This window comes from Streptomyces lunalinharesii (assembly GCF_039532155.1).
GTDB lineage: Bacteria > Actinomycetota > Actinomycetes > Streptomycetales > Streptomycetaceae > Streptomyces > Streptomyces lunalinharesii.
In genome coordinates this window covers 1-25,063 of sequence record NZ_BAAARK010000028.1, presented here as the reverse complement: position 1 = coordinate 25,063, position 25,063 = coordinate 1, and the positions used below count along the sequence as shown (strand labels likewise).

Genomic DNA, 25,063 nt, shown 5'->3' with positions numbered 1-25,063 from the left:
GACGGGTGCCGGCGGGGGTGCCGCCGGCGAGGCGCGCGGTGCGTCAGTGCGCGTGGCCGTGGCCGTGGCCGGCCGCGGCGGACTCTTCCTCTTCCTTCTTCTCGACGACCAGGGTCTCGGTCGTCAGGAGGAGGGAGGCGATGGAGGCCGCGTTCTCCAGGGCGGAGCGGGTGACCTTGACCGGGTCGATGACGCCGGCCTTGACCAGGTCGCCGTACTCGCCGGTGGCGGCGTTGAAGCCGTTGCCCTTGTCGAGCTCGGCCACCTTGGCGGTGATCACGTAGCCCTCGAGGCCGGCGTTCTCGGCGATCCAGCGCAGCGGCTCGACGGCGGCGCGGCGGACCACGGCGACACCGGTGGCCTCGTCGCCGTCCTTGCCGAGGTTGCCCTCCAGGACCTTCACGGCGTGGACGAGCGCGGAGCCACCACCGGAGACGATGCCCTCCTCGACCGCGGCGCGGGTCGCGGAGATGGCGTCCTCCAGACGGTGCTTCTTCTCCTTGAGCTCGACCTCGGTGGCCGCGCCGACGCGGATCACGCAGACGCCGCCGGCGAGCTTGGCGAGGCGCTCCTGGAGCTTCTCGCGGTCCCAGTCGGAATCGGTGGCCTCGATCTCGGCCTTGATCTGGGCGACGCGGCCCTGGACGTCACCGGAGTTGCCGCCACCGTCGACGAGGGTGGTGTCGTCCTTGGTGACGGTCACGCGGCGGGCGGTGCCGAGCACGTCCAGGCCGACCTGGTCGAGCTTGAGGCCGACCTCTTCGGCGACGACGGTGCCACCGGTGAGGGTGGCCATGTCGCCGAGCATCGCCTTGCGGCGGTCACCAAAGCCGGGGGCCTTGACGGCCACCGCGTTGAAGGTGCCGCGGATCTTGTTGACGACGAGGGTGGAGAGGGCCTCGCCCTCGACGTCCTCGGCGATGATCAGCAGCGGCTTCGAGGCACCGGCCTGGATGATCTTCTCCAGTAGCGGCAGCAGGTCCTGGATGGAGGAGATCTTGCCCTGGTGGATCAGGATGTAGGGGTCGTCGAGGACGGCCTCCATGCGCTCCTGGTCGGAGACCATGTACGGCGACAGGTAGCCCTTGTCGAAGGCCATGCCCTCGGTGAAGTCCAGCTCCAGGCCGAAGGTGTTGGACTCCTCGACGGTGATCACGCCGTCCTTGCCGACCTTGTCCATCGCCTCGGCGATCAGCTCGCCGACCTGCGGGTCCTGGGCGGACAGCCCGGCCACGGCGGCGATGTCGGACTTGTCGTCGATCGGGCGGGCGGTCGCCAGCAGCTCGTCGGAGACGGCCTTGACCGCGGCGTCGATGCCCTTCTTCAGGGCGGCCGGGGAAGCACCCGCGGCGACGTTGCGCAGACCCTCGCGGACCAGGGCCTGGGCCAGCACGGTGGCGGTGGTGGTGCCGTCACCCGCGATGTCGTTGGTCTTGGTCGCCACCTCCTTGACGAGCTGGGCGCCCAGGTTCTCGTACGGGTCCTCGACCTCGACCTCGCGGGCGATGGTGACACCGTCGTTGGTGATGGTCGGCGCACCGAACTTCTTGTCGATGACGACGTTGCGACCCTTGGGGCCGATGGTGACCTTGACCGTGTCGGCCAGCTTGTTGACGCCGCGCTCAAGGGCGCGACGGGCGTCCTCGTCGAACTTCAGGATCTTCGCCATGGATGCTTCAAGTCCTCTCGTTGCGATCGTCGGCCTCGCCGCCGTGACCGCTCTCGCTCAAACGAACTGCGCCCCTGCCCCGGGTCGATGAGAACGCGGGAACCAGGGGCGCAGATCAGGGCAAATCTGGGTGACTTACTTCTCGACGATCGCGAGCACGTCGCGAGCCGAGAGGACGAGGTACTCCTCGCCGCTGTACTTCACCTCGGTGCCGCCGTACTTGCTGTAGAGCACGACGTCACCGACCTTGACGTCGAGCTCGACGCGCTTGCCGTCCTCGAAACGGCCCGGGCCGATCGCCAGGACGACGCCCTCCTGGGGCTTCTCCTTAGCGGTGTCCGGAATGACCAGGCCCGAAGCCGTGGTCTGCTCTGCGTCGAGCGGCTGGACCACGATGCGGTCCTCAAGCGGCTTGATGGCAACCTTGGAGCTGGCGGTCGTCACGATCCGACCTCCCCCTTCGGAGATCTCACGGGGTTAACTGTCTGAGGTGGCGACCAGGTCGATCCGTCGTCGCGGGTGCCGGACCTGCCCGTCGCTGTGTTGGCACTCCCTTAGGGAGAGTGCCAACGCTGAGACTATGACGCGGTTAGCACTCGGTCAAGCGGAGTGCCAGCGCGCCGGGGACGCGTACCGTGTCTGCTGCCGCTGGCCGGGCGTGGAGTCGGACACACCTTTCCGCCCGACTGCAACCTGGCCCTACGCTGCCCCGTCTTGTCCCCGGGACCGCCGAATCCGGGCCACGACCCGGCCGCCCCGCGGCCCAGACCCATCGATGGCGGAGGAACCGTGCGTGGACTGACCAGCGCTTCCCGGGATCCCGGGGGGCCGGAGAGCGACGCCGAACGCACCATGACGTTCGCCGCGCTGGCCCAGGCCCCGAACCGTCGGCGGACCGAGGCGTGGCTGCTCGGCTTCGTCGTGTTCATCACCGTCTTCGGCTACGCCTACACCGAGCTGTCCATGAAGGGGCAGCTCGGCGGCGGGCTGGGCGGCTTCGCGGTGAGCGTCTTCTTCATCGCGCTGGTGGCGCACCTGGTCGTCCGTCGGTTCGCGCCGCGCGCCGATCCGCTGATCCTGCCGGTGGCGACCCTGCTCACCGGGATCGGCCTGGTGCTGCTGCACCGGCTGGACATCACCTACGCGGAGAAACCCCGGCTGCACATCGCCCAGGCGGCGACCGGACAACTGGTGTGGACGGTCATCGGCGTCGCGGTCTGCATCGTCATCCTGATCGTGCTGCGCGACCACCGGCTCCTCCAGCGCTACATCTACCTGACGATGGCCGTCGCGCTGGTGATGCTGATGGCGCCGGCGTTCTTCGGCGCGGACAAGTTCGGCGCCAAGCGCTGGATCATGCTCGGGCCGCTGTCGCTCCAGCCCGGCGAGTTCGTGAAGATCATGATCGTGGTGTTCTTCGCCGGGTACCTGACCGTCAGCCGTGATGCGCTGGCGCTGTCCGGGCGCCGGGTGCTGGGCATGCAGCTGCCGCCGGGCCGACAGCTCGGCCCGATCTTCACGATCTGGGTGATCAGCCTGCTGGTGCTGGTCTTCGAGCGCGACCTGGGCACCTCGCTGATCTTCTTCGGCGTCTTCGTGATCATGCTCTACATGGCCACCGAACGCACCAGCTGGGTCGTCTGCGGCCTGCTGATGGCCGTGATCGGCGCCGGCGTCGTCGGCTCCACCGAACCGCACGTCAAGGGCCGCGTGATGGCCTGGCTGCACCCGATGGACATCTTCCTGCCGCCGGACAAGCGGCCGCCGGGCCTGATCTCCGACCAGGCCGCACAGGCGCTCTTCAGCTTCGGCAGCGGCGGGATCGGCGGCACCGGCCTCGGCCAGGGACACCCCGAGCTGATCGGCTTCGCCGGCAACAGCGACTTCATCCTCACCACCGTCGGCGAGGAGCTGGGACTGGCCGGCGTGATGGCCATCCTGCTGCTGTACGCACTGCTGGCCCAGCGCGGCATGCGGGTGGGGCTCACCGCCCGCGACCCGTTCGGCAAGCTGCTGGCCGTCGGCCTCTCCGGGGCGCTGCTGCTCCAGGTCTTCGTCGTCACCGGCGGCGTCACCGGCCTGATCCCGCTCACCGGCAAGGCGCTGCCGTTCCTCGCCGCGGGCGGTTCGTCGATGGTCGCGAACTGGGTGATGGTGGCGGTGCTGCTGCGGGTCAGCGACAGCGCGCAGCGCCGACGGGAACCGGTCCGACCGGCGGCGCCGCGGCCGGACGCCGATGCCACCCAGCGGGTGCCGCGGGTCACCGGCGGCCCCACGCCCGGCCCCACGCCCGGCACCTGACGGACCCCGCCGCCGGCGGGCGGGACCGCGGACCGAGCCGTCCGCGGGGCCGCCCGGCGGCTGGCCCACAATGGTGCGGGTGACCGACCTCGACACCTTCTCCGCACTGCTCGCCCCCGAGGGACAACAGCTCCTGGCCGTCCTGCGGGACCACGACCCGGCGGACGAACTGGCGACCGCCACCCGGCTGCGCCGCGACCACCCCGCACCACTGGTCTCCGCCGCCCTCGGGCAGGACCGGCTGCGGCAACGGGCGGCCGCGAAGTTCGGCCCGGACGCGGCGCGGATGTACTTCACCCCGAACGGTGTCGAGCAGTCCACCCGCGCCCCGGTGGCAGCCCACCGCGCCACCCGGCTCGCCGCGCTCGGCGTGCGGAGCCTGGCCGACCTGTGCTCCGGGATCGGCGGCGACGCGCTCGCCCTGGCCCGGGCCGGCATCCGGGTGCTGGCCGTGGACCGCGATCCGCTGGCCTGCGCGGCGGCCCGGGCCAACGCCGAGGCGCTGGGCCTGGCGGACCGGATCGAGGTGCGGTGCGCGGACGTCACGGAGGTCGACACCGCCGGGTACGACGCGGTGTTCGTGGACCCGGCGCGCCGCACCAAGGCGCGCGGCGGCCGCGTCTTCGACCCCGAGGCGTACTCGCCGCCGCTGTCCTGGGCCGTGGAGGCGGCCCGCTCCGCACCGCACGCGGCGTTGAAGATCGCGCCGGGGGTGCCGCACGAGGCGCTGCCCGAGGACGCCGAGACCGAGTGGATCTCCGACGGCGGGGACGTGAAGGAGGCCGTGGTGTGGTTCGGCACCGGCCGGGCCGGCGCCCGGCGGGCCACCCTGCTGCCGGCCGGCGACTCGCTGCTCGGCACCGGCCTGCCCGATCCCGAGCCCGGTCCGGTCGGCGGCTGGCTCTACGAGCCGGACGGTGCGGTGATCCGCGCCCATCTGGTCGCGGAGGTCGCCGAGCAGGTCGACGGGCGACTGATCGACCCGACGATCGCCTACGTGACGGCGGACCGGCTGCGGCCGACGCCCTACGCCACCGCGTACGCGATCACCGACGTACTGCCCTTCAACCTCAAGAAGCTGCGGGCGCTGCTGCGGGAGCGCGGGATCGGCGTCGCGGTGATCAAGAAGCGCGGGTCCGCGGTGGAGCCCGAGGAACTCCGCAAGAAGCTCAAGCTCGCCGGGCCGCACGCCTGCACGGTCTTCCTCACCCGGGTCGCCGGCGCGCCGACGATGCTGCTGGGGCACCCCGCGGGACCGGACGCCTGACGGCGGCTCAGGCCAGGTCGGTCAGGTCCTCGGCGTAGACCTGGGAGAGCGGCTGCGGGCCCACGTACTGCTGGCAGTTGCACCGCTGGGCCTCGTACCGGACGGGCGCGTGGTCCGCGTCCCAGGCCACGGCCGTGGGCACCGTCTCGTGGCACGTGCCCTGCTTGTCGTGCTTGGCGAGGTGGTGCTCGCAGCCGCAGACCGGGGCGGGCGGCCGGTCCGCGGCCTCCAGGGCCAGGCGCTCCTCGCGGCGGGCCTCGATGAGGGCCAGCTTGCGCCGGTGCCGGGTCTTCAGCGCCGTGCGGGCCGCGCCGCGCGCCGCGGAGGCGGCGTAGAGGACCGGCCCGGTCAGGACGAAGAAGTACCACCACTGCACTGCGCCGACCCCCGTCGTCCCCCGGTGTGCGAACGGGCGGCTCCCCGGCCCCCCGACCTCACAGGATAGGACGCCGCACCGGGGCCGTCACGGTCCCGACCGCCTACGGGTACAGGTTGTCCTTGCTGAGCTCGTGGAAGTGGTCGTGATCGTGCGCGTGGCCGTGATCGTGGTCGTGCGCGTGGTCCTGCGCGTGCGGGTCCGGGACGTGCGGCTCGGTGACCGGCAGCGAGGAGTCCGCGGAGAGGTCCCAGGCGGAGGCCGGGCGGTTGCGGGCCACCATCTCGGCGCCCAGGGCCGCGACCATCGCGCCGTTGTCGGTGCACAGCTTGGGGCGCGGCACCCGCAGCCGGATGCCGGCGTCCTCGCAGCGCCGCTGGGCCATCGCCCGCAGCCGGGAGTTGGCCGCCACCCCGCCGCCGATCATCAGGTGGTCCACGCCGTTGTCCTTGCAGGCCCGCACGGCCTTGCGGGTCAGGACGTCGACGACCGCCTCCTGGAAGGACGCCGAGACGTCCGCCACCGGCACCTCCTCGCCGGCCGCCCGCTTCGCCTCGATCCAGCGGGCCACCGAGGTCTTCAGGCCCGAGAAGGAGAAGTCGTAGGCGGCGTCGCGGGGGCCGGTCAGCCCGCGCGGGAAGCGGATCGCCTCCGGGTCGCCCTCACGGGCCCAACGGTCGATGACCGGGCCGCCGGGGAAGCCGAGGTGGAGCACCCGCGCCACCTTGTCGAACGCCTCGCCCGCCGCGTCGTCGATGGTGGCGCCCAGCGGCCGGACGTCGGAGGTGATGTCCGGGGCCAGCAGCAGCGACGAGTGGCCGCCGCTGACCAGCAGCGCCATCGTCGGCTCCGGCAGCGGGCCGTGCTCCAGCTGGTCGACGCAGATGTGCGAGGCGAGGTGGTTGACGCCGTAGAGCGGCTTGCCCAGGGCGTAGGCGTACGCCTTGGCGGCCGAGACGCCGACCAGCAGGGCGCCCGCCAGGCCGGGGCCGGCGGTGACCGCGATGCCGTCCAGGTCGGAGGCGGCGACCCCGGCGTCCTTCAGCGCGCGCTGGATGGTGGGGACCATCGCCTCCAGGTGGGCGCGGGAGGCCACCTCGGGCACCACTCCGCCGAAGCGGGCGTGCTCGTCGACGCTGGAGGCGACCGCGTCCGCCAGGAGGGTGTGACCGCGGACGATGCCGACGCCGGTCTCGTCGCAGGAGGTCTCGATGCCGAGGACCAGCGGTCCACCGCGGGAGTCAGCCATGTTCACGTTCCTTGTACGGAGGGTGCTTCGGAAGAGGTCTGGGTGGGGCGGCGCATCACCAGCGCGTCGACGTTGCCGGGCTGGTAGTAGCCGCGGCGGAAGCCGATCGGTTCGAAGCCGAACCGCTCGTAGAGGCGCTGGGCGCGGGCGTTGTCGACCCGCACCTCCAGCAGCACCTCCTGGCACTCGAAGTCGGTGGCGGCGGCCAGCAGCGCGGTCAGCAGCCGGGCGCCGAGGCCGGTGCCCCACTGGTCGCGGGCGGTGGCGATGGTCTGCACGTCACCGGTGCCGCAGGTCGCGGCCAGCCCTCCGTAGCCGAGGATCCGGCCGGCCGACTCGGCGACGAGGTAGCGGCGGTTGGCCAACGGGCCGCGGGCGTGCGCGAGTTCGGACCAGAACATCCCCGGCGACCAGGCGTCCTCGGGGAACAGCTCGCGCTCCAACTCCAGCACCGCGTCCAGGTCCCACCAGCGCATCTCCCGCAGCTCGACGGGGCGGCCGGGCGCCCCGGGCCGGCCGCTCACTGGGGAGTGACCACCTTGTAGTTGGCCGGCACCTGGGCGTCGGGCCGGCGCAGGTACAGCGGCCGCGGCGGGAGCAGTTCCTCGCCGGCGGCCAGCTTCCGGGCCGCCAGCTCGGCCAGCGCGGCGGCGGACTGATGCACGGGCCCGTCCCGCAGCACACCGGTGAAGACAGTGTCGTAGAGCAGCGCGCCGGCCCCCACGGCCGGGACCCCGGCGACCTGCTCGGCAAGGTCCGCCGGGCGGTCCACCGCGGGCTCGGTCAGCCGGGTGCCGGCGTCTTCGTAGCGCGCCCAGTACACCTCCTTGCGGCGGGCGTCGGTGGCCACGACGAAGGGCTCGGTCAGGCCGGCGGCGTGGGCGATGCCGTCCAACGAGCACAGGCCGTGGACCGGGACGTCCAGCGCCGCGCCGAAGGTGGTGGCGGTCACCAGGCCCACCCGCAGCCCGGTGTACGGGCCGGGCCCGACGCCGACGACGACGTCGGTGACCTCGGCGAGCGTGTGCCCGGCCTCGGCCAGCACCCGGTCGACGGCGGGCAGCAGCAGTTCGCCGTGCCGGCGGGCGTCCACCTCGCCGGCGGCGGCGAGGACGCGGGAGCCGTCGTGGAGCGCGACGGTGACGGCGGGGGTGGCGGTGTCAAGAGCTAGCAGCAGCACGCCTTAAAGACTACGGCGCGGCCGGCGGTGCCCCGTCCGGTGCTACCGTCGATCCGCAGTCGGCACAGTCAGCAGCCTCCCCGCCGGTGGCCGGGAGCGGACGGAAAGGTGGCACCCGCGGTGCCCTCGAAGAGCAGCACGATCGTCACCGCTCTCACCGCGGCCGCCCTGGTCGCGATCGGCCTGCTCGGCTTCCAGGCCTCCGCCTCCGCGTCCGCCTCCGGCCCGCTGACCCCGGTCCGCGGCGACGCCCGGGCCGCCGACGAGAAGCCGGCCGCGCGCGACCAGCACGACAAGAAGGACAAGCCGCCGGCCCCCGCCCCGGTCCCGGCACAGTCCGGCAGCGGCAAGCGCGTGGTGTACGCGCTGGGCGCCAAGCGGGTCTGGCTGGTCGGCGCCGACGGCACGGCGCAGCGGACGTTCGCGGTGGCACCGAGCACGGTGTCCCCGCCGCCCGGGACGTACCCGGTCAGCTCGCGGTCGGTGAGCGTGACCGGCTCGGACGGGGTCGCGATCGAGCACGTGGTGCGGTTCGCCAGCGTGGACGGGGTGGTCGTCGGCTTCAGCGCCGCGGTCGACGGTTCCACGCCCGCCCCGGGCGGGGCGGGCACGAAGAAGACCGGTGGCATCCGGGAGTCGCGCGCGGACGGCTCGGCGCTGTGGGACTTCGCGGTGCGCGGCGTGAAGATCGTCGTCGTCGCCTGAGCCGGCGGCGCGGACCCGTCCGCGCCCGCCCGCTTCGCCCCTGTGGGTTACGCGGCGTCGCGTCCCGGAGTGGACGCCCGACCGCCCGGCCCGACGGTCTTCCCGGGCTCGCCCGGTTCGTCGCCCTTCTCCGTGGCGGGCCGCTCCGCGGCGTCCGGCGGCGTGGAGACGGCGTTGGCCGCGGCGCCCGCGGCGAGCAGTTCGGTCATCGTCGGCGGGGTCTTTCGCGCGCTGCGACCGGCGCGCCCGGCCGCCGCGACGGGGGCGTCCGCGCGCCGCTCGGGCGCGGACGGGGGCTGGTGGGGGGACATGGACGCCTCCCGGGCTCCTGGGGCAAGCGACAGCGGTTAGGCTCTACTTAGGCACACCTAACCAGGGCTCTTCCACCCATGTGACCACGCCCGACACCGCGCGCGCAACATCTTGCCGACGGCTTGTCGGAAACTATCGGGCTGCCTGGCCCGATAAGCCCCTTTACGACCCTTTCGTCAGCAGATCTCCAGCTCGGGAAGGCCGGCGTCCGCCCAGCGCGCGCCGAGCCCGGTGACCGTCACCTCGCGGACGTCGTCCACGTCCTCCTCCAGGTGAGGGGCCGGCCCACCAGGGGCGTCGTCCCCGCCCACCGCCCGCCCGATGACGACGTGCAGCCGGTTCTCCGACAGCTCCTCGACCTTGCCGTCGCCCCACTCGACGACCACCACCGACTCCGGCAGCGAGACGTCGAGGTCCAGGTCCTCCATCTCGTCCAGGCCGCCGTCGAGCCGGTACGCGTCGACGTGCACCAGCGCCGGACCGCCGGTGAGCGACGGGTGCACCCGCGCGATGACGAAGGTCGGCGAGGTCACGGCCCCCCGCACGCCCAGGGCCTCGCCCAGACCGCGGGTCAACGTCGTCTTGCCCGCGCCCAGCTCACCGGTGAGCAGCACCAGGTCACCGGGGCGCAGCAGCGGCGCCAACCGGCGACCCAACTCCTGCATCTGATCGGGGGACTTGACGGTTACGCGGGCGGTCACGCCAGTGGTGCTCATGCCGCAAATGGTACGGCCCGGACGGGGTGCCGGTCCCGTGTCGGGCCCGGCACCGGCGCTACGGGCCAGGCTCAGGCCCGCGCGGTGCGCGACCGGCGGGCCGCCGCGCTCGCCCGTTCCACCAGCCCCACCAGGTGGTCGTTGACCAGCTCGGGCCGCTCCAGCATCACCAGGTGCCCGGCGTCCGGCACGCACACCAGCTCGGCGTCCGGCAGCACCTCGGCGATGGTCCGGCTGTGCTCGGCCGGCGTGATCAGGTCCTTCTCCCCGGCCAGCACCAGCGCCGGCACCGCGTCGTACGCCACCAGCGCCTCGGTCTTGTCGTGCACCGCGAACGCCGGGAAGAACTCGGCGACCACGTCGATCGGCGTCGCCTCGATCAGCCGCTCCCCGAACCGCGCGATCGCCGGGTCCACGTCCTCGGAGCCGAACGAATAGCGCTTGATCAGCCCCGCGAACAGGTCGGCGGTGGCCCGCCGGCCCCGCTCGACGATCTCGCTCTGCCGCCCCAGCGCCTTGAGCACCCCCGGCGCCAGCCAGTGGAACGCCTTCGAGCCCATCGACGGCAGTCCGAAACCCACCTCGCTCAGCCGGCCCGCCGACGTCCCGATCAGCGCCACGCCGACCACCCGCTCCGCCACGTACTCGGGGAACTGGTCGGCCAGCGCCATCACCGTCATCCCGCCCATCGAGTGCCCGACCAGCACGATCGGCCCCTCGGGCACCACGGCGTCCAGCACCGCCTTCAGGTCCCGGCCCAGCAGGTCGATGGTGACCGGTTCCGTCCCGTCGATCTGCCCGTGGCCGCGCGCCGAGCGGCCGTGGCTGCGCTGGTCCCAGTGGACGGTGCGGACCGCGCCGCGCAGCGCGGCGCGCTGGAAGTGCCAGGAGTCCTGGCCGAGGCAGTAGCCGTGGCTGAAGACGACGGTGGGCGCCGGGGAGCGCCGCCCCTGGGCCGCCGTCAGCCGCTGGTGCAGCCCGGTCCGGGCCTCCTGCGCGGCCCGCGTCTCCTTGCCCGCCCGGCTGCCCGCTGCGGCCCTGCCGCCCTTGCCGGCCGGACCGCTCGCCACCTCGTCGACCTCGTAGTACAGCTCGGTCCCGTCCTCGGCGAGCGCCACCCCCGAGGTGCCGCGCAACGTGCCGTACGGGCCCGACGCGTCCAGCGCCAGCCGGGCGCGGCGCCGCATCCCGCGGCCGACCGTCAGACGCTCTATGGCCACCCCGGCCGCCGCACCCGCCGCCACCACGCCGATCGCCAGGCCCGCGAAGCCCGCCTGACGCCCGGCCTTGGCCCAGTTGCCGGCCGCCTCCGCTGCGGTCTCGACCGCCTGCGCCGCGGCCTCCGTCCCGTCGGTCATGCCACGCCCCCCGTCAGCGCCGTGTCGTCCTCGCTCCGGTCCCCGGCCTGCGCCGGCACCTCGCTGTCCACGTAGACGCGCGGCACCCGCTGGCCGATCCGCGTGACGATCTCGTACCCGATGGTCCCGGCCGCCCGCGCCCAGTCCTCCGCGCTCGGCTCCCCGCGGTCCCCGGGTCCGAACAACACCGCCGGCTCGCCGGCCGCGGCCCGGTCGCCGCCCAGGTCGACCACGAACTGGTCCATCGCGATCCGCCCGGCGACCGTCCGCCACTTCCCGGCGACCAGCACCGGCCCGGTGCCCGAGGCGTGCCGCGGGATCCCGTCGGCGTACCCGAGCGGAACCAGCGCCAGCGTCGTCTCACCCGGTGTCGTGTAGTGGTGCCCGTACGACACCCCGTGCCCGCCCGGCACCCGCTTGACCGACGCCAGCGACGCCTCCAGCGTCATCACCGGCCGCAGCCCGAAGTCCTCGGGGGTGCCGAGTTCGGGGCTGGGCGAGACCCCGTAGACGCCGATGCCGGTGCGGACGAGGTCGAAGTGGGCCTCGGGGAGGGTGAGCAGCGCCGGGGTGTTGGCGATGTGCCGCACCTCCGGCCGCAGCCCGGCCGCCTCCGCGACGGCCAGCGCCTGGTGGAACTCCGCCAGCTGGGCGGCGATCGACGGGTGCCCGGGCTCGTCCGCGCAGGCGAAGTGCGACCAGACGCCGGTGACCACGAGCAGGCCCTCGGCCTCGGCGGCCCGGGCGGCGGCGGTCAGTTCCGTCCACTGGGCGGGCTGGCAGCCGTTGCGCCCCAGCCCGGTGTCGACCTTGAGCTGCACCCGCGCGGCGCGCCCGCACTCCCGCGCCGCGGCGACGACCTCCGTGAGCGCCCACAGGCCACTCACCGAGACGTCGACGTCCTGCTCGATCGCCCTGCCCCAGGGCCCGCCGGGCGTCCACAGCCAGCACAGCAGCCGGCCGGTGTCGCCGGCCGCACGCAGCGCGAACGCCTCCTCGGGCAGCGCCACGCCCAGCCAGGGCGCACCGGCCTCACGGGCGGCGCGGCCGCAGCGGACCGCGCCGTGGCCGTAGGCGTCCGACTTCACGACGGCCATCAGCTGCGCCCCTGGGGCACGCTTCCGCAGTGCACGGACGTTCGACCGCACGGCGGCGAGGTCAATGACGGCACGGGCTCGCATCGCTGTCTCGTTCATCCCCCTCAGTGTCGCAGGCCAGGCGCCGCGCCGGCCGCCTTCCCACGTTGTGGTGCGGGTGGGTTCCTCTTCCGCGGGGCTCCGGGGGCGCGGGGGCGCGGTCGGGCGGGCAGGTGGGCAGGTGGGGCGGGGCGCCGCGGTGGGGCGGGAGCCGACGGGCCCCGCCCCACCGCGCGACACGCCCGCCCTAGGACGACACCACGTTCTCCCACGCCGCCCCCAGCGCCCCCGCCACCTCCGACGCCACGATCGGCTCCCCGTGCCGGCCGGCCGCCAGCCGCCCCGCGAGGCCGTGCAGGTAGGCGCCCGTCGAACCGGCATCGCGCGGGTCGAGGCCCGCCGCCAGCAGCGCGCCGGTGAGGCCGGAGAGCACGTCCCCGCTGCCGGCGGTCGCCAGCCACCCCGTCCCGGTGGGGTTGACCCGCACCGGAACCCCCTCGTCCGGATCCGCCACCAACGTCGTCGAGCCCTTCAGCAGCACCGTCGCCCCGTACCGCCCCGCCAGCTCCCGCACCGAGGCCAGCCGCGCCGCCTCGACCTCCGCGCGCCCGCGCGCCAGCAGCGCCGCCGCCTCCCCGGCGTGCGGCGTCAGCAGGGTCCCGGCCGTCCGCCGCCGCACCTGCTCGGGCGTCAGGAAGCGCAGCCCGTCCGCGTCCACCAGCACCGGGACATCCGCCGCCAGCACCTGTGCCAGCGCCCCCGACTCGTCACCGAGGCCCGGCCCGATCACCCACGACTGGACCCGGCCGGCCTTCCCCGGCGGGCCCGCGTGCACCAACGTCTCCGGGAACCGCGCCAACACCGCCTCCGCCGCCGGCCCCACGTACCGCACCGCCCCCGCACCGCCCCGCAGCGCACCGGCCACCGCCAGCACCGCCGCCCCCGGATAGCGCGCCGACCCGGCGACCACCCCGACCACGCCCCGCCGGTACTTGTCGCTCTCCGCCGCCGGCCGCGGCAGCAGCTCCGCCACGTCCGCGTGCTGGAGCGCCTCCACGTCCGCGCCGGCCGACGGGCGCAGGCCGATGTCCACCAGGCGGAGCGCCCCGGCCCGTTCGCGCGCCGGATCGATCAGCAGGCCCGGCTTGTACGCGCCGAACGTCACGGTCGCGTCCGCGCGCACCGCGTCCCCGGCCACCTCGCCGGTGTCGGCGTCCACCCCGCTCGGCAGGTCGACCGCCACCACCCGCGCCGCGTCCCGGGCGGCCCGGGCGAGCCGGGCGGCGTCCGGGCGCAGCCCCCCGCGGCCGCCGATGCCGACGATGCCGTCCAGGACCAGATCGGCCCGTTCGACGTCGCGCAGCGGGTCGCTCGACACCCGGCCGCCGGCCGCGCGCAGCGCCGACAGGCCGCCGGCGTGGGCCCGTTCGGGTGCGAGCAGCACCGCCGCCACCCCGGCGCCGCGGCGGGCCAGCCGGGCGCCGGCGTACAGCGCGTCCCCGCCGTTGTCGCCGCTGCCCACCAGCAGCACCACCCGGGAGCCGTAGACCCGGCCCAGCAACTCCGCGCAGGCGACGGCCAGTCCGGCCGCCGCCCGCTGCATCAGGGCCCCCTCGGGCAACCGGGCCATCAGCTCCTGCTCGGCGGCCCGCACGGTCTTCACGCTGTAGGCAGTCCTCATGCCGCCAGTTTGACGTCCTCCAGGCCCTAAAGGACCTGATTTCCTACCACGGTCGGCTAACCGTCTCGGTGGGTTCCTGCTTCAACGCGCTGTGCCGGGACTCGCGCCCTGGTCTTATCGGCGCTCAGCGAGGCGTTGAGACGGTCCGCCCGTCCAGCGGCCCGTACGTTGCGTGCTGCGTTCACGTCACGGTCGTGGACCGCCCCGCACTTCCCGCACGTCCATGACCGGATGTGGAGGGGCTTGGGGCCGTCCTTGACGCCGCAGGCCGAGCAGACCTGGGAGGTCGGCTCGAAGCGTCCGATTTTACCGAAGTACCGGCCGTGTTTGGCAGCCTTGTATTCCAACATGGCGACGAACGCCGACCATCCGGCGTCGTGCACGCTCTTGGCAAGGCGCGTGCGTCCCAGACCGGACACCGCGAGGTCTTCCACGTACACCGCTTGGCTATCACGGATGATCTTCGTGGATTCCTTGTGGTGCCAGTCTCGACGACGGTCCGCCACTTTGGCGTGCTGCCGGGCGACGAGCTTGCGGGCCTTGGCCCGGTTGTTGCTTCCCTTGGCCTTGCGACTCAAGTCCTTCTGCAACCGCCTGAGCCTGCCTTCGGCTCGGCGCAGGAACTTCGGTGCGCTGATCTTCTTTCCGTCGGAGAGGACGGCGAAGTGCGACAGGCCCAGGTCGATACCCGTCTCGGTGTCCAGTTCGGGCAGGAACTGAGGGTCGGTGTCGATGACGAACGATGCCCAGTACCGATCGGTGGCGTCCTTGATGACGGTGACACTGGTCGGCGTCGCCGGGAGCGGACGCGACCATCGGATCCGCAGTTCCCCGACCTTCGCGACGTACAAGCGCCCGTTCGCGCGCAGACTGAATCCGTTGGCGGTGAGCCGGATCGACTGCCGGTTGTCCTTGCGGGACCTGAAGCGGGGCGGGGACATCGTCGGTCCCTTGCGTTTGCCGGTGACGCAGGAGAAGAAGTTCCGATAGGCGGTGTGCAGATCCCGCAGGGACTGCACCAGCACGACCGAGGAAACCTCACCCAACCACGCCCGTTCCTCAGTGCGCTTAGCGGCGGTGATGACCTGCTTTTGGAGGTCGGTGTCCTTGATGTACGGCTCCCCGGCCGCGTGGGCTTCCTGCCGGGCACGAAGCCCGTCGTTGAAGACCACGCGGGCGCAGCCGAACGCCCGGGCCAGCTCATGGCGTTGCGGGGCACTCGGATAGACCCGGTAGTTGTATCGGAGCTGCACGTCAGTCCCGTCGGGGCCAATTGCTTGTCTGGGATTCTCGGACGCCTCGAACTGGCGTCGCCGCCGAGCCTGCACCCCACCACCGTGGAAAAGCCAGCCCAGAGCCCCTGGATCACCCCACCGTGTGACACAAGCGTGCGAACCTGTGAGGTTCGGCTTGATTGGTTGTTTTCACCTGTGGACATGGCTCTTGGGAGCCTCCCACTTCGCCCACGCCCGTTGCGGCCGAGCACCGTTGGCAATCATCCGGCAATACATCGAGCAGCAACAACGCCCGCTCCAGCCTGCGGGCCAGAGCAAACTTCAGAGGCGCTACCCCCGCCCTGAAGGACGGGGGTAGCGCGCAAGATCAGTGGTCACACCGGGGCGTGGTGGGGGCGGGCGCGCACACCCCCGCGGGCCGCCCCATATGCCGGATGACACCGCAAGACACCGGGTCAACGCGCGGCAGTCGCACCGGGACAACCGGGCCGCCTAACCCTCCGCGATCACCACCGCCGAGGCGACCCCGGCATCGTGGCTGAGCGACACGTGCCAGGACCGCACGCCGAGTTCCGCGGCCCGGGCCGCGACCGTGCCCTGCACCCGCAGCCGCGGCTGCCCGGTCTCCTCCACGTACACCTCGGCGTCCGTCCACCGCAGGCCCCCCGGCGCGCCCAGCGCCTTGGCCACCGCCTCCTTCGCGGCGAACCGGGCCGCCAAGGAGGCGATCCCCCGCCGCTCACCGTTCGACAGGTTCAACTCCGTCTCGTTGAACAGCCGGTGCGCCAGCTCCGGCGTCCGCCGCAGCGCCGCGTCGAACCGGTCGATCTCCGCGACATCGATCCCGACCCCAATGATCACCAGATCACTCCACCGTCACCGACTTGGCGAGGTTGCGCGGCTGGTCGACCTCGTTCCCCCGGGCGGTGGCCAGCTCGCACGCGAACACCTGGAGCGGCACCGAGGACACCAACGGCTGCAACAGCACCGGCGTGCGCGGGATCCGCACGAGGTGGTCGGCGTACGGCACCACCGCCTCGTCGCCCTCCTCGGCGATCACGATGGTGCGGGCGCCCCGGGCCCGGATCTCCTGGATGTTGGAGACGATCTTGTCGTGCAGGACGGACCGGCCGCGGGGCGACGGGACGACCACGACCACCGGCAGGTCCTCCTCGATGAGCGCGATCGGACCGTGCTTCAGCTCGCCGGCCGCGAAGCCCTCGGCGTGCATGTACGCCAGTTCCTTGAGCTTGAGCGCGCCCTCCAGGGCCACCGGGTAGCCGACGTGCCGGCCCAGGAACAGCACGGTGTTCTTGTCCGCGAGGGAACGGGCCAGCTCGCGCACCGGCTCCATGGTGCCGAGGACCTGCTGCACCTGCGTGCCGATCGCCGCCAGTTCGCGCACCACGTCCCTGATCTCGTCGCCCCACTTGGTGCCGCGCACCTGCCCGAGGTACAGCGCGACCAGGTAGACCGCGACCAGCTGGGTCAGGAACGCCTTCGTCGACGCCACCGCGACCTCCGGCCCGGCGTGCGTGTAGAGCACCGCGTCCGACTCGCGGGGGATGGTCGAGCCGTTGGTGTTGCAGATGGCGAGCACCCGCGCGCCCTGCTCGCGGGCGTGCCGCAGCGCCATCAGGGTGTCCATGGTCTCGCCGGACTGGCTGATGGCGATCACCAGCGTGCGGTGGTCCAGGATCGGGTCACGGTAGCGGAACTCGCTGGCCAGCTCGGTCTCGCAGGGGATCCGCGTCCAGTGCTCGATGGCGTACTTGGCGATCATGCCGGCGTGGTAGGCCGTCCCGCACGCCACGATGACGACCTTGGAGACCTCCCGCAGCACCGCCGGCGGGATCCGCACCTCGTCCAGCGACAGCACCCCGGCCGCGTCGACCCGCCCCAGCAGGGTGTCCGCGACCGCCTTCGGCTGCTCGGCGATCTCCTTGAGCATGAAGTAGTCGTAGCCGCCCTTCTCGGCGGCCGAGGCGTCCCAGTCCACGTGGTACGAGCGGACCTGCGCCGGCGCCCCGTCGAAGTCGGTGACCGTCACCCCCTCCCGACGCAGCTCCACGACCTGGTCCTGCCCCAGCTCGACCGCCTGCCGGGTGTACGCGATGAACGCCGCCACGTCCGAGGCCAGGAACGCCTCGTCCTCACCGATGCCCACCACCAGCGGGGAGTTGCGGCGCGCCCCGACGACCACGTCCGGCGCGTCGGCGTGCACCGCGACGAGGGTGAACGCCCCCTCCAGCCGCCGGCAGACCTGCCGCATCGCCTCGGCCAGCTCCCCGCACGAGGAGTACTCCTCGGCCAGCAGGTGCGCGACCACCTCGGTGTCCGTCTCGGACGCCAACACGTGGCCGCGGTCGGCGAGTTCGGCACGCAGTGCGGCGAAGTTCTCGATGATGCCGTTGTGGACGACGCTGACCCGCCCGGCGTTGTCGAGGTGCGGATGGGCGTTGGCGTCCGTCGGGCCGCCGTGGGTGGCCCACCGGGTGTGGCCGATGCCCACCGCGCCCGTGGGCAGCGGCCGATCAGCCAGCTCCTTCTCCAGGTTGGCCAGCTTGCCGGCCTTCTTGGCCGCCGCCAGTCCACCGTCCGCCAGCACCGCGACCCCGGCCGAGTCGTAGCCCCGGTACTCCAGCCGTTTCAGCCCGGCCAGCACCACCTCAAGGGCGCTCTGCCCACCCACGTATCCCACGATTCCGCACATGGGGGGCAGCCTACGCCGGGGCCTTCTCAATACCCGCGAGCTATCCGGTCCCGCGCCTCCCGGACGCGTTCGCGCAGTTCCTCGTCGGCCTCCGGGTCGGCGCCGGGCTCGTAGCGGTCCAGGAAGTCCGTCAGGTCCTCCCCGAGGTCCTCGTCCGGCAGGTCCTCGGCGAGTTCGGCGTGGACCCGCGCGGCGAAGCCGTCGGCCTGCAGCCGTCGTCGTGCGGCCCGTTCGCGCAGTAGTTCCCGCAGGCGTGCTCGCACGCCACCCCCTTGTGTCGCCACGGCGCCCCCTGGCACCGCCCCCGGTCATCGACCGTACCGGGCCCCCGCCCCCGCCGCCCACAAACGCACAGGTCGGTCGGGCCCGGCCGCCGCACCGCCACCCCGCCGCCGGGCCGTCCGCGCCGGCCCCGGACAATGGGCCCGTGCCCCTGACGACGGATCCGCAGCAACGACGCCGCACCGACAGCTCGCCGTACGTCGACCTGACCCGCGCGGAGTGGAGCGCCCTGCGGGAGAAGACCCCGCTGCCGCTCACCGCCTCGGAGGTCGAGCGACTGCGCGGCCTGGGCGACGTCATCGACCTCGACGAAGTGCGCGACGTCTACCTCCCGCTGTCCCGGCTGCTCAACCTCTACGTCGGCGCCACCAGCAACCTGCGCGGCGCGCTCAACACCTTCCTCGACGACACCGGCAACGGCCACGGCGCCCAGCCCGGCACGCCGTTCGTCATAGGGGTCGCGGGCAGCGTCGCGGTCGGCAAGTCCACCACCGCCCGGCTCCTCCAGGCGCTGCTGGCCCGCTGGCCGGAACACCCGCGCGTCGAGCTGGTCACCACCGACGGCTTCCTCTTCCCCAACGCCGAACTCCACCGCCGCGGCCTGATGTCCCGCAAGGGCTTCCCGGAGTCCTACGACCGCCGGGCGCTGACCCGCTTCGTCGCGGACGTGAAGTCCGGCAAGGCGGAGGTCACCGCCCCCGTCTACTCGCACCTGATCTACGACATCGTGCCCGGCGAGCGACTGACCGTGCACCGGCCCGACATCCTCATCGTCGAGGGCCTCAACGTCCTCCAGCCGGCCCTGCCCGGCAAGGACGGCCGCACCCGGCTGGGCCTCGCCGACTTCTTCGACTTCTCGGTCTACGTGGACGCCCGCACCGAGGACATCGAGCGCTGGTACCTCGGCCGCTTCCGCAAGCTGCGCGAAACGGCCTTCCAGGACCCGTCCTCGTACTTCCGCAAGTACACCCAGGTCTCCGAGGACGAGGCACTGGACTACGCCCGCATGATGTGGCGCACCATCAACCGCCCCAACCTGGAGCAGAACGTGGCCCCCAACCGCGGCCGCGCCACCCTCGTCCTGCGCAAGGGCCCGGACCACAAGGTCCAGCGGCTGTCGCTGCGGAAGCTGTAGACACCACGGCGGGGCCGCCCCGAACGGCAGTGTCACTGCCGTCCACGGGCGACCCCGCCGTGCGGAACTCCGTTATCCCAGCGCGGACTTGACCGCGTCGGCCAGCCGCTGCGCGACCGCCCGGGCCTGCTCGATGTCGGCGGCCTCGACCATCACCCGGACCAGCGGCTCGGTGCCGGACGGCCGCAGCAGCACCCGCCCGGTGGCGCCCAGCTCCCGCTCCGCCTCCGCGACCGCCGCGGCGACCTCGGCGGAGCTGCCCACCCGCGCCTTGTCGACGTCGGGGACGTTGATGAGGATCTGCGGCAGCCGCTCCATCACGCCCGCCAGCTCGGCCAGCGACCGGCCGGTCGCCGCGACCCGGGCGGCCAGCATCAGCCCGGTCAGCGTGCCGTCACCGGTCGTGGCGTGGTCCAGCACGATGACGTGCCCGGACTGCTCGCCGCCCAGCGCGTAGCCGTGCGCCTTCATCTCCTCCAGGACGTACCGGTCGCCGACCCCGGTCTGCACGAAGTTGATGCCCTCGCCCTCCATGGCCAGCTTGAAGCCCAGGTTGGACATGACGGTGGCGACGACGGTGTTCTCGCGCAGCGTCCCGGCCTCGCGCATCCCGAGCGCCAGGACGGCGAGGATCTGGTCGCCGTCGACCTCGTTGCCGGCGTGGTCCACGGCCAGGCAGCGGTCCGCGTCACCGTCGTGGGCGACGCCCAGCGCGGCGCCGTGCTCGACGACGGCGGCCCGGAGCTTGTCGAGGTGCGTGGAGCCGCAGGCGTCGTTGATGTTGAGCCCGTCCGGCTCGGTGCCGATCGTGACGACCTCGGCGCCGGCCCGCGCGAACGCCTCCGGCGAGACCCGGGCGGCCGCACCGTGCGCACCGTCGATGACGACCGTGAGCCCGTCCAGACGGTTGGGCAGCACGCCGACCAGGTGCGCGACGTACTTGTCGAAGCCCTCGTCGTAGTCGGTGACCCGGCCCACCCCGGCACCGGTCGGCCGCTCCCACGGCTCACCGGCGCTGTGCCCGCGGTAGGTCTCCTCGATCCGGTCCTCCAGCTCGTCGGCGAGCTTGTGACCACCACGGGCGAAGAACTTGATGCCGTTGTCGGGCATCGGGTTGTGGCTGGCGGAGAGCATCACGCCCAGGTCGGCGCCGAGCGCGCCGGTCAGGTACGCCACCGCCGGGGTCGGCAGCACGCCCACCCGCAGCACGTCCACCCCGGCACTGGCCAGGCCGGCGACCACCGCGGCCTCCAGGAACTCCCCCGACGCCCGCGGATCGCGTCCGACCACGGCCACCGGCCGGTGTCCCTCAAACGTCCCCACCTCGGCCAGCACGTGAGCCGCCGCGACCGACAGACCGAGCGCCAGCTCCGCCGTCAGGTCCGCATTGGCGACGCCGCGCACACCGTCCGTGCCGAAGAGTCGTGCCACTGGTGTCCTCCGAAGTAGATGAGCTGTGACCGGGGCTTGGATTCCAGGTATACGCCGCCGGTCGCCGAAAGCCGAACGCCCCGGCAGCACGGAAGTGCCACCGGGGCGTTCGACAAGGGCTGCCTGCGTGCAGCGCGCGATTAGCGCTTGCTGTACTGCGGCGCCTTGCGGGCCTTCTTGAGACCGGCCTTCTTGCGCTCGACCGCACGGTCGTCACGCTTGAGGAACCCGGCCTTCTTCAGAGCCGGACGGTTCGCGTCCACGTCCGCCTCGTTCAGCGCACGGGCCACGCCCAGGCGCAGCGCACCGGCCTGGCCGGAGATGCCGCCGCCGGAGATGCGGGCGATGACGTCGTAGCGGTTGTCCAGCTCGAGCACCTTGAAGGGCTCGTTGACTTCCTGCTGGTGCACCTTGTTGGGGAAGTAGCCCTCAAGGGTGCGACCGTTGATCTTCCACTGACCGGAGCCCGGAACGATCCGGACGCGGGCGATGGCGTTCTTGCGACGACCCAGGCCGGCGGCCGGCTGCGGCTCGCCGAAGCGGGACGCGAGGGACTCGGAGGTGTACTCCGACTCCACGACCTCGGTCTCGGTGGTGTACTCCTCGACCTCAACCTCGTCCAGCGGGGTCTCGGGGGTGGTCTCAGCCACGATGCTCCTTAAGAATTCTCTGTCGTCTTAGGGGGTGGCCGGACTTACTGCGCGACCTGGGTGATCTCGAACGGGACCGGCTGCTGCGCAGCGTGCGGGTGCTCGGCGCCCGCGTAGACCTTCAGCTTCGAGAGCATCTGACGGCCGAGGGTGTTCTTGGGGAGCATGCCCTTGATGGCCTTCTCGACGGCCTTCTCGGGGTTCTTGGCCAGCAGCTCGTCGTAACGAACCGAGCGCAGACCACCCGGGAAGCCGGAGTGGCGGTACGCCAGCTTCTGGGTCCGCTTGTTGCCGGAGAGGTGCACCTTGTCGGCGTTGACGATGATGACGAAGTCACCCATGTCAACGTGAGGGGCGTAAACCGGCTTGTGCTTGCCCCGGAGGAGGGACGCAGCCTGGCTGGCCAGACGGCCCAGGACAACGTCCTGCGCGTCGATGATGTGCCACTGGCGCTGAACGTCGCCGGGCTTGGGGCTGTACGTACGCACGTCTTAGCCTTCGCTTCGTGAGTTGGGGTATCCCCTTGGTCCGAAGGGACCGCGGGGAAGGGTCCTGTACTGGCACCGCGGCTGCTCGCACAGTGAGATGGCACTACGGGCGACGCAACCCGATCGTCCACCGCTGGTGAGCGGCTCGGCTAGCCGCGCAAGGCCCCTCACGTGAGATAGAGCAAGCCCATACGCATAACGAACCAGCAGGATACTGACCCAACCCCGTACGGGTCAAAACGCGCCCCGGACAGGCGTGCGGTCGCCCCCTTCCGGACCACCTGCGATCATGACTCCCGCCCGGCCCCGCCCGGCTCCCTCCCTTGATCCGCACCGCCGCCGCGCCCCGCTCCCGCACCGGCCGCAACGGGTTCCGCTCCGCCCGCCACACCGCCAGCCGGGCGCATTAGGATGCGCGGCATGAGCTTTGGGCAAGGGGGGCCGTTCGGCGGCCCGGGGGGTTCCACTCCGGACTGGGAAGCGCTGGCCGACGAGAGTCGGGCCCGCTCCCGCCGCAAGCGTTGGGTCGTGATCGGCGGTGGCGCAGTCGCCGCACTCGCGGTCGCCGGCGTCGTCGCCGTCGCCGTGATCAACAGCAACGGCTCCCCCGGCGGCAATGCCACCGCCCGGCCCACCGCCTCCGGCCAGTCCGCACTGCCGGACGACAAGCCGTCCTTCCCCGACGTCTCGGTCCCGCCCCCGCCCAATCCGCAGGACTACATCTCCGACCCCAAGAAGGACACCGCGCCGCTCACCCCGGCCACCCTCTTCGCGCAGAAGAGCATGGTCGTCGGCGAGCACAGCTACCCGCAGACCAGCACCGCCAGCACCGCGGACTGCACCGCCGGCGCCCAGGGCGCCCTGGTCTCCTCGCTGAACCACAACGGCTGCCGGCAGCTGCTGCGCGCCACCTACTCCCAGGGCGGCGTCGCGGTCACCATCGGCGTCGCCGTCTTCGACTCCCCGGCCAAGGCCGCCGCGGTGATGAACGAGAACAAGCCCAACCTCCTGCCGCTGGCCGGCGGCGGCGTCCCCGCGAACTTCTGCCAGGGCAGCAAGTGCCGGATGACCACCAACGCCACCGGCCGCTACGCGTACTTCACCATCGCCGGCTACACCGACGGCAAGGACGTCACCGCCGGCGAGACCAAGGCCCAGCAGATCAGCCGGGACGGCGGCGCCTACGCCTTCACCCAGATCGCCCAGCGCGGCAAGGACCAGGCCGCCAAGGCCGCCGAGCAGCAGCTCAAGGAAGCCCAGCGCAAGGCCGGCCAGACCTCCTGACGCCCCGGGCCGCGCCCGCCCCCGCCCGTCCGGCCCGGGGCGGGCCCCGCCCTCAGCAGCAGCCGGCCGACGGCAGCGACCGCTTGTTGCGCGCTTCCTTGTTCCGGGCCATCAACAGCTCGTCGGCCGGGTAGCCGACCTCCTCCAGCGTCAGCCCGTGCGGCCGGACGACGTGCACCGCGGAGTCCCGCACCCCCGCGGCCAGCACCTTCCCCGGCCAGTCCACCGGCCGGTGCCCGTCGCCGACGAACAGCAGGGCCCCCACCAGCGACCGCACCATGTTGTGGCAGAACGCGTCCGCCCGGACCGTCGCCGTGATGATCCCGTCCGCGTCCCGCTCCCAGCTGAGCGCCTGGAGCGTGCGGATCGTCGTCGCCCCGTCCCGCCGCTTGCAGTACGCCGCGAAGTCGTGCTCCCCCAGCAACGGCCGCGAGGCGGCGTTCATCGCCTCGACGTCCAGCTCCCAGTCGTGCCACAGCACGTGCCCGCGCAGCAGCGGATCGGCGCCCCCGTGGTGATCGGTGACCCGGTACGCGTACCGCCGCCAGATCGCCGAGAACCGCGCGTTGAAGCCGTACGGCGCCTGCGCCACCCGCCACACCCGGACGTCCTTCGGCAGCCGCCCGGCCAGCCGCCGCAGCAGCTTGTCGTGGTGCTCGGCCCACAGCTCGGCCGGCAGGTCCACGTGCGCCACCTGCCCGCGGGCGTGCACCCCGGCATCGGTCCGCCCGGCCACGGTGAGCTCGTACGTCTCGCCGGACCGCGTCACGGTCCGGATCGCGTCTTCCAACTCCCCCTGGACCGTGCGCTGTTCGCGCTGCTTGGCCCATCCGGAGAACTCCGTGCCGTCGTACGACAGGTCCAGCCGCACCCGGACGAAACCGGGCTCCACTTCGTCACTCACACCAGCAATCCTCTCAGGCCCACCGCAGACGAAAGCGGGCCCGCCCCAAAGGGGCGGACCCGCTCACCGCTCAGCGACGACGGACTCAGGCGTCCTTCGACTCCTCGGCCGGAGCCTCGGCCGCAGCCTCGGACTCCTTCACCGCGCGCTTGGTCGCGGCCTCGGCCTCGGCGACGGTCGCCTTCTTGGCGATCTCGCCCTCGACCAGCTCGATGACGGCCATGGGGGCGTTGTCACCGCGACGGTTGCCGATCTTGGTGATGCGGGTGTAGCCACCCGGACGCTCCGAGAAACGGGGCGCGATCTCGGTGAAGAGCGTGTGGACGACGCTCTTGTTCGTGATCAGCTCCATGACCTGACGGCGGTTGTGAAGGTCGGCCTTCTTCGCCTTGGTCACCAGGCGCTCCGCGAACGGACGCAGACGACGGGCCTTGGCCTCGGTCGTCGTGATGCGGCCGTGCTCGAAGAGGCTGGTCGCCAGGTTGCGCAGGAGCGCCTTCTCGTGGGAAGCGCTGCCGCCCAGACGGGCACCCTTGGCGGGCTTCGGCATGGTGTTCTCCTCAAACGTCTGCCCCGGCCGTATCAGGTACCGGAGTCAGTATCCGAGCAGGCGGTCGCCTGTCGGAGATCCGGACCCCTCTCGGGGCCCGGAAGACCCACGCCCCCAGAAGGGGCGCGGGACACTGCGCGGCCGGTCGAGGACCGGCCCGCAGTCAGGATCGAACAGCGAGCCGGAGCCCTCAGTACTGCTCGGTCTCCACGAACCCGGCGTCCGCGTCGTCGTCCGCACCGAAGGCGTCGGCGGCGGCGGTCGGGTCGAATCCGGGCGGGCTGTCCTTGAGCGCCAGGCCCATGCCGGCCAGCTTCGCCTTGACCTCGTCGATCGACTTCGCACCGAAGTTGCGGATGTCGAGCAGGTCGGCCTCGGAACGCGCCACGAGCTCACCCACGGAGTGGATGCCCTCGCGCTTGAGGCAGTTGTACGACCGGA

26 protein-coding genes are annotated in these 25,063 nt (G+C 72.6%); 5 read left to right on the top strand and 21 right to left on the bottom strand.

All coding sequences use genetic code 11. The annotated features are described in order from the left end of the window. Positions 1-43: 43 nt before the first annotated feature. Both groL and groES read right to left on the bottom strand, forming a co-directional pair. Positions 44-1,669, bottom strand: a complete 1,626-nt coding sequence (gene groL, locus ABD385_RS30835) for a chaperonin GroEL (RefSeq protein WP_344582227.1) — start codon at positions 1,667-1,669, stop codon at positions 44-46. 135 nt (positions 1,670-1,804) lie between these two features. Continuing rightward, on the bottom strand, positions 1,805-2,113 hold the full coding sequence (gene groES, locus ABD385_RS30830; RefSeq protein WP_016571324.1) for a co-chaperone GroES: 309 nt from the start codon (positions 2,111-2,113) through the stop codon (positions 1,805-1,807). Between the two features lie 408 nt (positions 2,114-2,521). Here groES and ABD385_RS30825 point away from each other — a divergent pair, with 408 nt between their 5' ends. Continuing rightward, complete coding sequence (locus tag ABD385_RS30825; protein WP_344582325.1) at positions 2,522-3,970, top strand: FtsW/RodA/SpoVE family cell cycle protein; 1,449 nt, start codon at positions 2,522-2,524, stop codon at positions 3,968-3,970. A gap of 70 nt (positions 3,971-4,040) precedes the next feature. Then, positions 4,041-5,237, top strand: coding sequence for a THUMP-like domain-containing protein (locus ABD385_RS30820; protein ID WP_344582224.1), 1,197 nt, complete (start codon positions 4,041-4,043; stop codon positions 5,235-5,237). A gap of 7 nt (positions 5,238-5,244) precedes the next feature. Here ABD385_RS30820 and ABD385_RS30815 read toward each other — a convergent pair whose 3' ends face one another. The 4 genes from ABD385_RS30815 to tsaB all read right to left on the bottom strand — a co-directional run bounded on the left by ABD385_RS30815 (position 5,245) and on the right by tsaB (position 8,042). Next, positions 5,245-5,613 (bottom strand): hypothetical protein, encoded by a 369-nt coding sequence (locus tag ABD385_RS30815; RefSeq protein WP_344582222.1) that lies wholly within the window; start codon positions 5,611-5,613, stop codon positions 5,245-5,247. 103 nt (positions 5,614-5,716) lie between these two features. After that, on the bottom strand, positions 5,717-6,862 hold the full coding sequence (gene tsaD, locus ABD385_RS30810; RefSeq protein ID WP_344582220.1) for a tRNA (adenosine(37)-N6)-threonylcarbamoyltransferase complex transferase subunit TsaD: 1,146 nt from the start codon (positions 6,860-6,862) through the stop codon (positions 5,717-5,719). Between the two features lie 2 nt (positions 6,863-6,864). Then, complete coding sequence (rimI, locus tag ABD385_RS30805) at positions 6,865-7,338, bottom strand: ribosomal protein S18-alanine N-acetyltransferase (RefSeq protein ID WP_044376273.1); 474 nt, start codon at positions 7,336-7,338, stop codon at positions 6,865-6,867. 44 nt (positions 7,339-7,382) lie between these two features. Beyond that, the gene (tsaB, locus tag ABD385_RS30800) at positions 7,383-8,042 is read right to left on the bottom strand and encodes a tRNA (adenosine(37)-N6)-threonylcarbamoyltransferase complex dimerization subunit type 1 TsaB (protein ID WP_344582219.1); all 660 of its coding nucleotides are present in this window, start codon (positions 8,040-8,042) and stop codon (positions 7,383-7,385) included. A 120-nt stretch (positions 8,043-8,162) separates the two neighbouring features. Between tsaB and ABD385_RS30795 the strand changes: the two genes are divergently transcribed. Beyond that, a complete protein-coding gene (locus tag ABD385_RS30795; RefSeq protein WP_344582217.1) occupies positions 8,163-8,747 on the top strand; it encodes a hypothetical protein in 585 nt (194 codons plus the stop codon). Positions 8,748-8,794: 47 nt separating this feature from the next. Here ABD385_RS30795 and ABD385_RS30790 read toward each other — a convergent pair whose 3' ends face one another. From ABD385_RS30790 to ABD385_RS30750, 9 genes are all read right to left on the bottom strand, one after another. Then, on the bottom strand, positions 8,795-9,058 hold the full coding sequence (locus ABD385_RS30790) for a hypothetical protein (protein ID WP_344582216.1): 264 nt from the start codon (positions 9,056-9,058) through the stop codon (positions 8,795-8,797). A gap of 177 nt (positions 9,059-9,235) precedes the next feature. Further along, positions 9,236-9,775 (bottom strand): tRNA (adenosine(37)-N6)-threonylcarbamoyltransferase complex ATPase subunit type 1 TsaE, encoded by a 540-nt coding sequence (tsaE, locus tag ABD385_RS30785; RefSeq protein WP_344582214.1) that lies wholly within the window; start codon positions 9,773-9,775, stop codon positions 9,236-9,238. Positions 9,776-9,846: 71 nt separating this feature from the next. Next, positions 9,847-11,133: an alpha/beta fold hydrolase gene (locus ABD385_RS30780; RefSeq protein ID WP_344582213.1), complete on the bottom strand. Its 1,287-nt coding sequence runs from the start codon at positions 11,131-11,133 to the stop codon at positions 9,847-9,849. After that, complete coding sequence (gene alr / locus ABD385_RS30775) at positions 11,130-12,329, bottom strand: alanine racemase (protein ID WP_344582211.1); 1,200 nt, start codon at positions 12,327-12,329, stop codon at positions 11,130-11,132. The genes ABD385_RS30780 and alr overlap by 4 nt, the downstream gene beginning before the upstream one ends. Before the next feature lie 187 nt (positions 12,330-12,516). Continuing rightward, entirely contained in the window at positions 12,517-13,950 is a 1,434-nt protein-coding gene (locus ABD385_RS30770) for an NAD(P)H-hydrate dehydratase (RefSeq protein WP_344582209.1), read from the bottom strand. 56 nt (positions 13,951-14,006) lie between these two features. Next, entirely contained in the window at positions 14,007-15,203 is a 1,197-nt protein-coding gene (locus tag ABD385_RS30765; protein ID WP_344582207.1) for an RNA-guided endonuclease InsQ/TnpB family protein, read from the bottom strand. A 474-nt stretch (positions 15,204-15,677) separates the two neighbouring features. Beyond that, positions 15,678-16,049, bottom strand: a complete 372-nt coding sequence (locus ABD385_RS30760) for a holo-ACP synthase (RefSeq protein ID WP_344582322.1) — start codon at positions 16,047-16,049, stop codon at positions 15,678-15,680. Between the two features lies 1 nt (position 16,050). After that, the gene (glmS, locus tag ABD385_RS30755; RefSeq protein ID WP_344582205.1) at positions 16,051-17,898 is read right to left on the bottom strand and encodes a glutamine--fructose-6-phosphate transaminase (isomerizing); all 1,848 of its coding nucleotides are present in this window, start codon (positions 17,896-17,898) and stop codon (positions 16,051-16,053) included. 26 nt (positions 17,899-17,924) lie between these two features. Next, positions 17,925-18,161 (bottom strand): hypothetical protein, encoded by a 237-nt coding sequence (locus ABD385_RS30750; protein WP_344582203.1) that lies wholly within the window; start codon positions 18,159-18,161, stop codon positions 17,925-17,927. A 164-nt stretch (positions 18,162-18,325) separates the two neighbouring features. On the opposite strand from ABD385_RS30750, the gene coaA reads away from it, so the two are divergent. Next, complete coding sequence (coaA, locus tag ABD385_RS30745; protein WP_344582201.1) at positions 18,326-19,315, top strand: type I pantothenate kinase; 990 nt, start codon at positions 18,326-18,328, stop codon at positions 19,313-19,315. 72 nt (positions 19,316-19,387) lie between these two features. Here the strand turns inward: coaA and glmM are convergent, their stop codons facing one another. The 3 genes from glmM to rplM form a co-directional block, all read right to left on the bottom strand. Further along, entirely contained in the window at positions 19,388-20,746 is a 1,359-nt protein-coding gene (gene glmM / locus ABD385_RS30740; protein ID WP_344582199.1) for a phosphoglucosamine mutase, read from the bottom strand. Between the two features lie 140 nt (positions 20,747-20,886). Then, positions 20,887-21,396: a 30S ribosomal protein S9 gene (rpsI, locus tag ABD385_RS30735; protein WP_344582197.1), complete on the bottom strand. Its 510-nt coding sequence runs from the start codon at positions 21,394-21,396 to the stop codon at positions 20,887-20,889. Positions 21,397-21,440: 44 nt separating this feature from the next. Continuing rightward, a complete protein-coding gene (rplM, locus tag ABD385_RS30730) occupies positions 21,441-21,884 on the bottom strand; it encodes a 50S ribosomal protein L13 (protein WP_344582196.1) in 444 nt (147 codons plus the stop codon). A gap of 420 nt (positions 21,885-22,304) precedes the next feature. On the opposite strand from rplM, the gene ABD385_RS30725 reads away from it, so the two are divergent. Then, a complete protein-coding gene (locus tag ABD385_RS30725) occupies positions 22,305-23,168 on the top strand; it encodes a hypothetical protein (RefSeq protein ID WP_344582195.1) in 864 nt (287 codons plus the stop codon). 52 nt (positions 23,169-23,220) lie between these two features. Here ABD385_RS30725 and truA read toward each other — a convergent pair whose 3' ends face one another. From truA to ABD385_RS30710, 3 genes are all read right to left on the bottom strand, one after another. Further along, entirely contained in the window at positions 23,221-24,072 is an 852-nt protein-coding gene (truA, locus tag ABD385_RS30720; protein WP_344582194.1) for a tRNA pseudouridine(38-40) synthase TruA, read from the bottom strand. An 85-nt stretch (positions 24,073-24,157) separates the two neighbouring features. After that, the gene (gene rplQ, locus ABD385_RS30715) at positions 24,158-24,622 is read right to left on the bottom strand and encodes a 50S ribosomal protein L17 (protein WP_344582192.1); all 465 of its coding nucleotides are present in this window, start codon (positions 24,620-24,622) and stop codon (positions 24,158-24,160) included. Between the two features lie 190 nt (positions 24,623-24,812). Further along, positions 24,813-25,063: DNA-directed RNA polymerase subunit alpha C-terminal domain-containing protein (locus ABD385_RS30710; RefSeq protein ID WP_344582190.1), on the bottom strand; the 251-nt coding region annotated here is incomplete at its 5' end.

Coding starts and splice junctions, on each gene's coding strand:
- groL (WP_344582227.1), bottom strand. CDS start 1,669: ATGGCGAAGATCCTGAAGTTCGACGAGGACGCCCGTCGCGCCCTTGAG.
- ABD385_RS30825 (WP_344582325.1), top strand. CDS start 2,522: ATGACGTTCGCCGCGCTGGCCCAGGCCCCGAACCGTCGGCGGACCGAG.
- ABD385_RS30820 (WP_344582224.1), top strand. CDS start 4,041: ATGGTGCGGGTGACCGACCTCGACACCTTCTCCGCACTGCTCGCCCCC.
- tsaD (WP_344582220.1), bottom strand. CDS start 6,862: ATGGCTGACTCCCGCGGTGGACCGCTGGTCCTCGGCATCGAGACCTCC.
- rimI (WP_044376273.1), bottom strand. CDS start 7,338: ATGCGCTGGTGGGACCTGGACGCGGTGCTGGAGTTGGAGCGCGAGCTG.
- ABD385_RS30790 (WP_344582216.1), bottom strand. CDS start 9,058: ATGTCCCCCCACCAGCCCCCGTCCGCGCCCGAGCGGCGCGCGGACGCC.
- tsaE (WP_344582214.1), bottom strand. CDS start 9,775: ATGAGCACCACTGGCGTGACCGCCCGCGTAACCGTCAAGTCCCCCGAT.
- ABD385_RS30780 (WP_344582213.1), bottom strand. CDS start 11,133: ATGACCGACGGGACGGAGGCCGCGGCGCAGGCGGTCGAGACCGCAGCG.
- alr (WP_344582211.1), bottom strand. CDS start 12,329: ATGAACGAGACAGCGATGCGAGCCCGTGCCGTCATTGACCTCGCCGCC.
- ABD385_RS30770 (WP_344582209.1), bottom strand. CDS start 13,950: ATGAGGACTGCCTACAGCGTGAAGACCGTGCGGGCCGCCGAGCAGGAG.
- glmS (WP_344582205.1), bottom strand. CDS start 17,898: ATGTGCGGAATCGTGGGATACGTGGGTGGGCAGAGCGCCCTTGAGGTG.
- ABD385_RS30725 (WP_344582195.1), top strand. CDS start 22,305: ATGAGCTTTGGGCAAGGGGGGCCGTTCGGCGGCCCGGGGGGTTCCACT.
- rplQ (WP_344582192.1), bottom strand. CDS start 24,622: ATGCCGAAGCCCGCCAAGGGTGCCCGTCTGGGCGGCAGCGCTTCCCAC.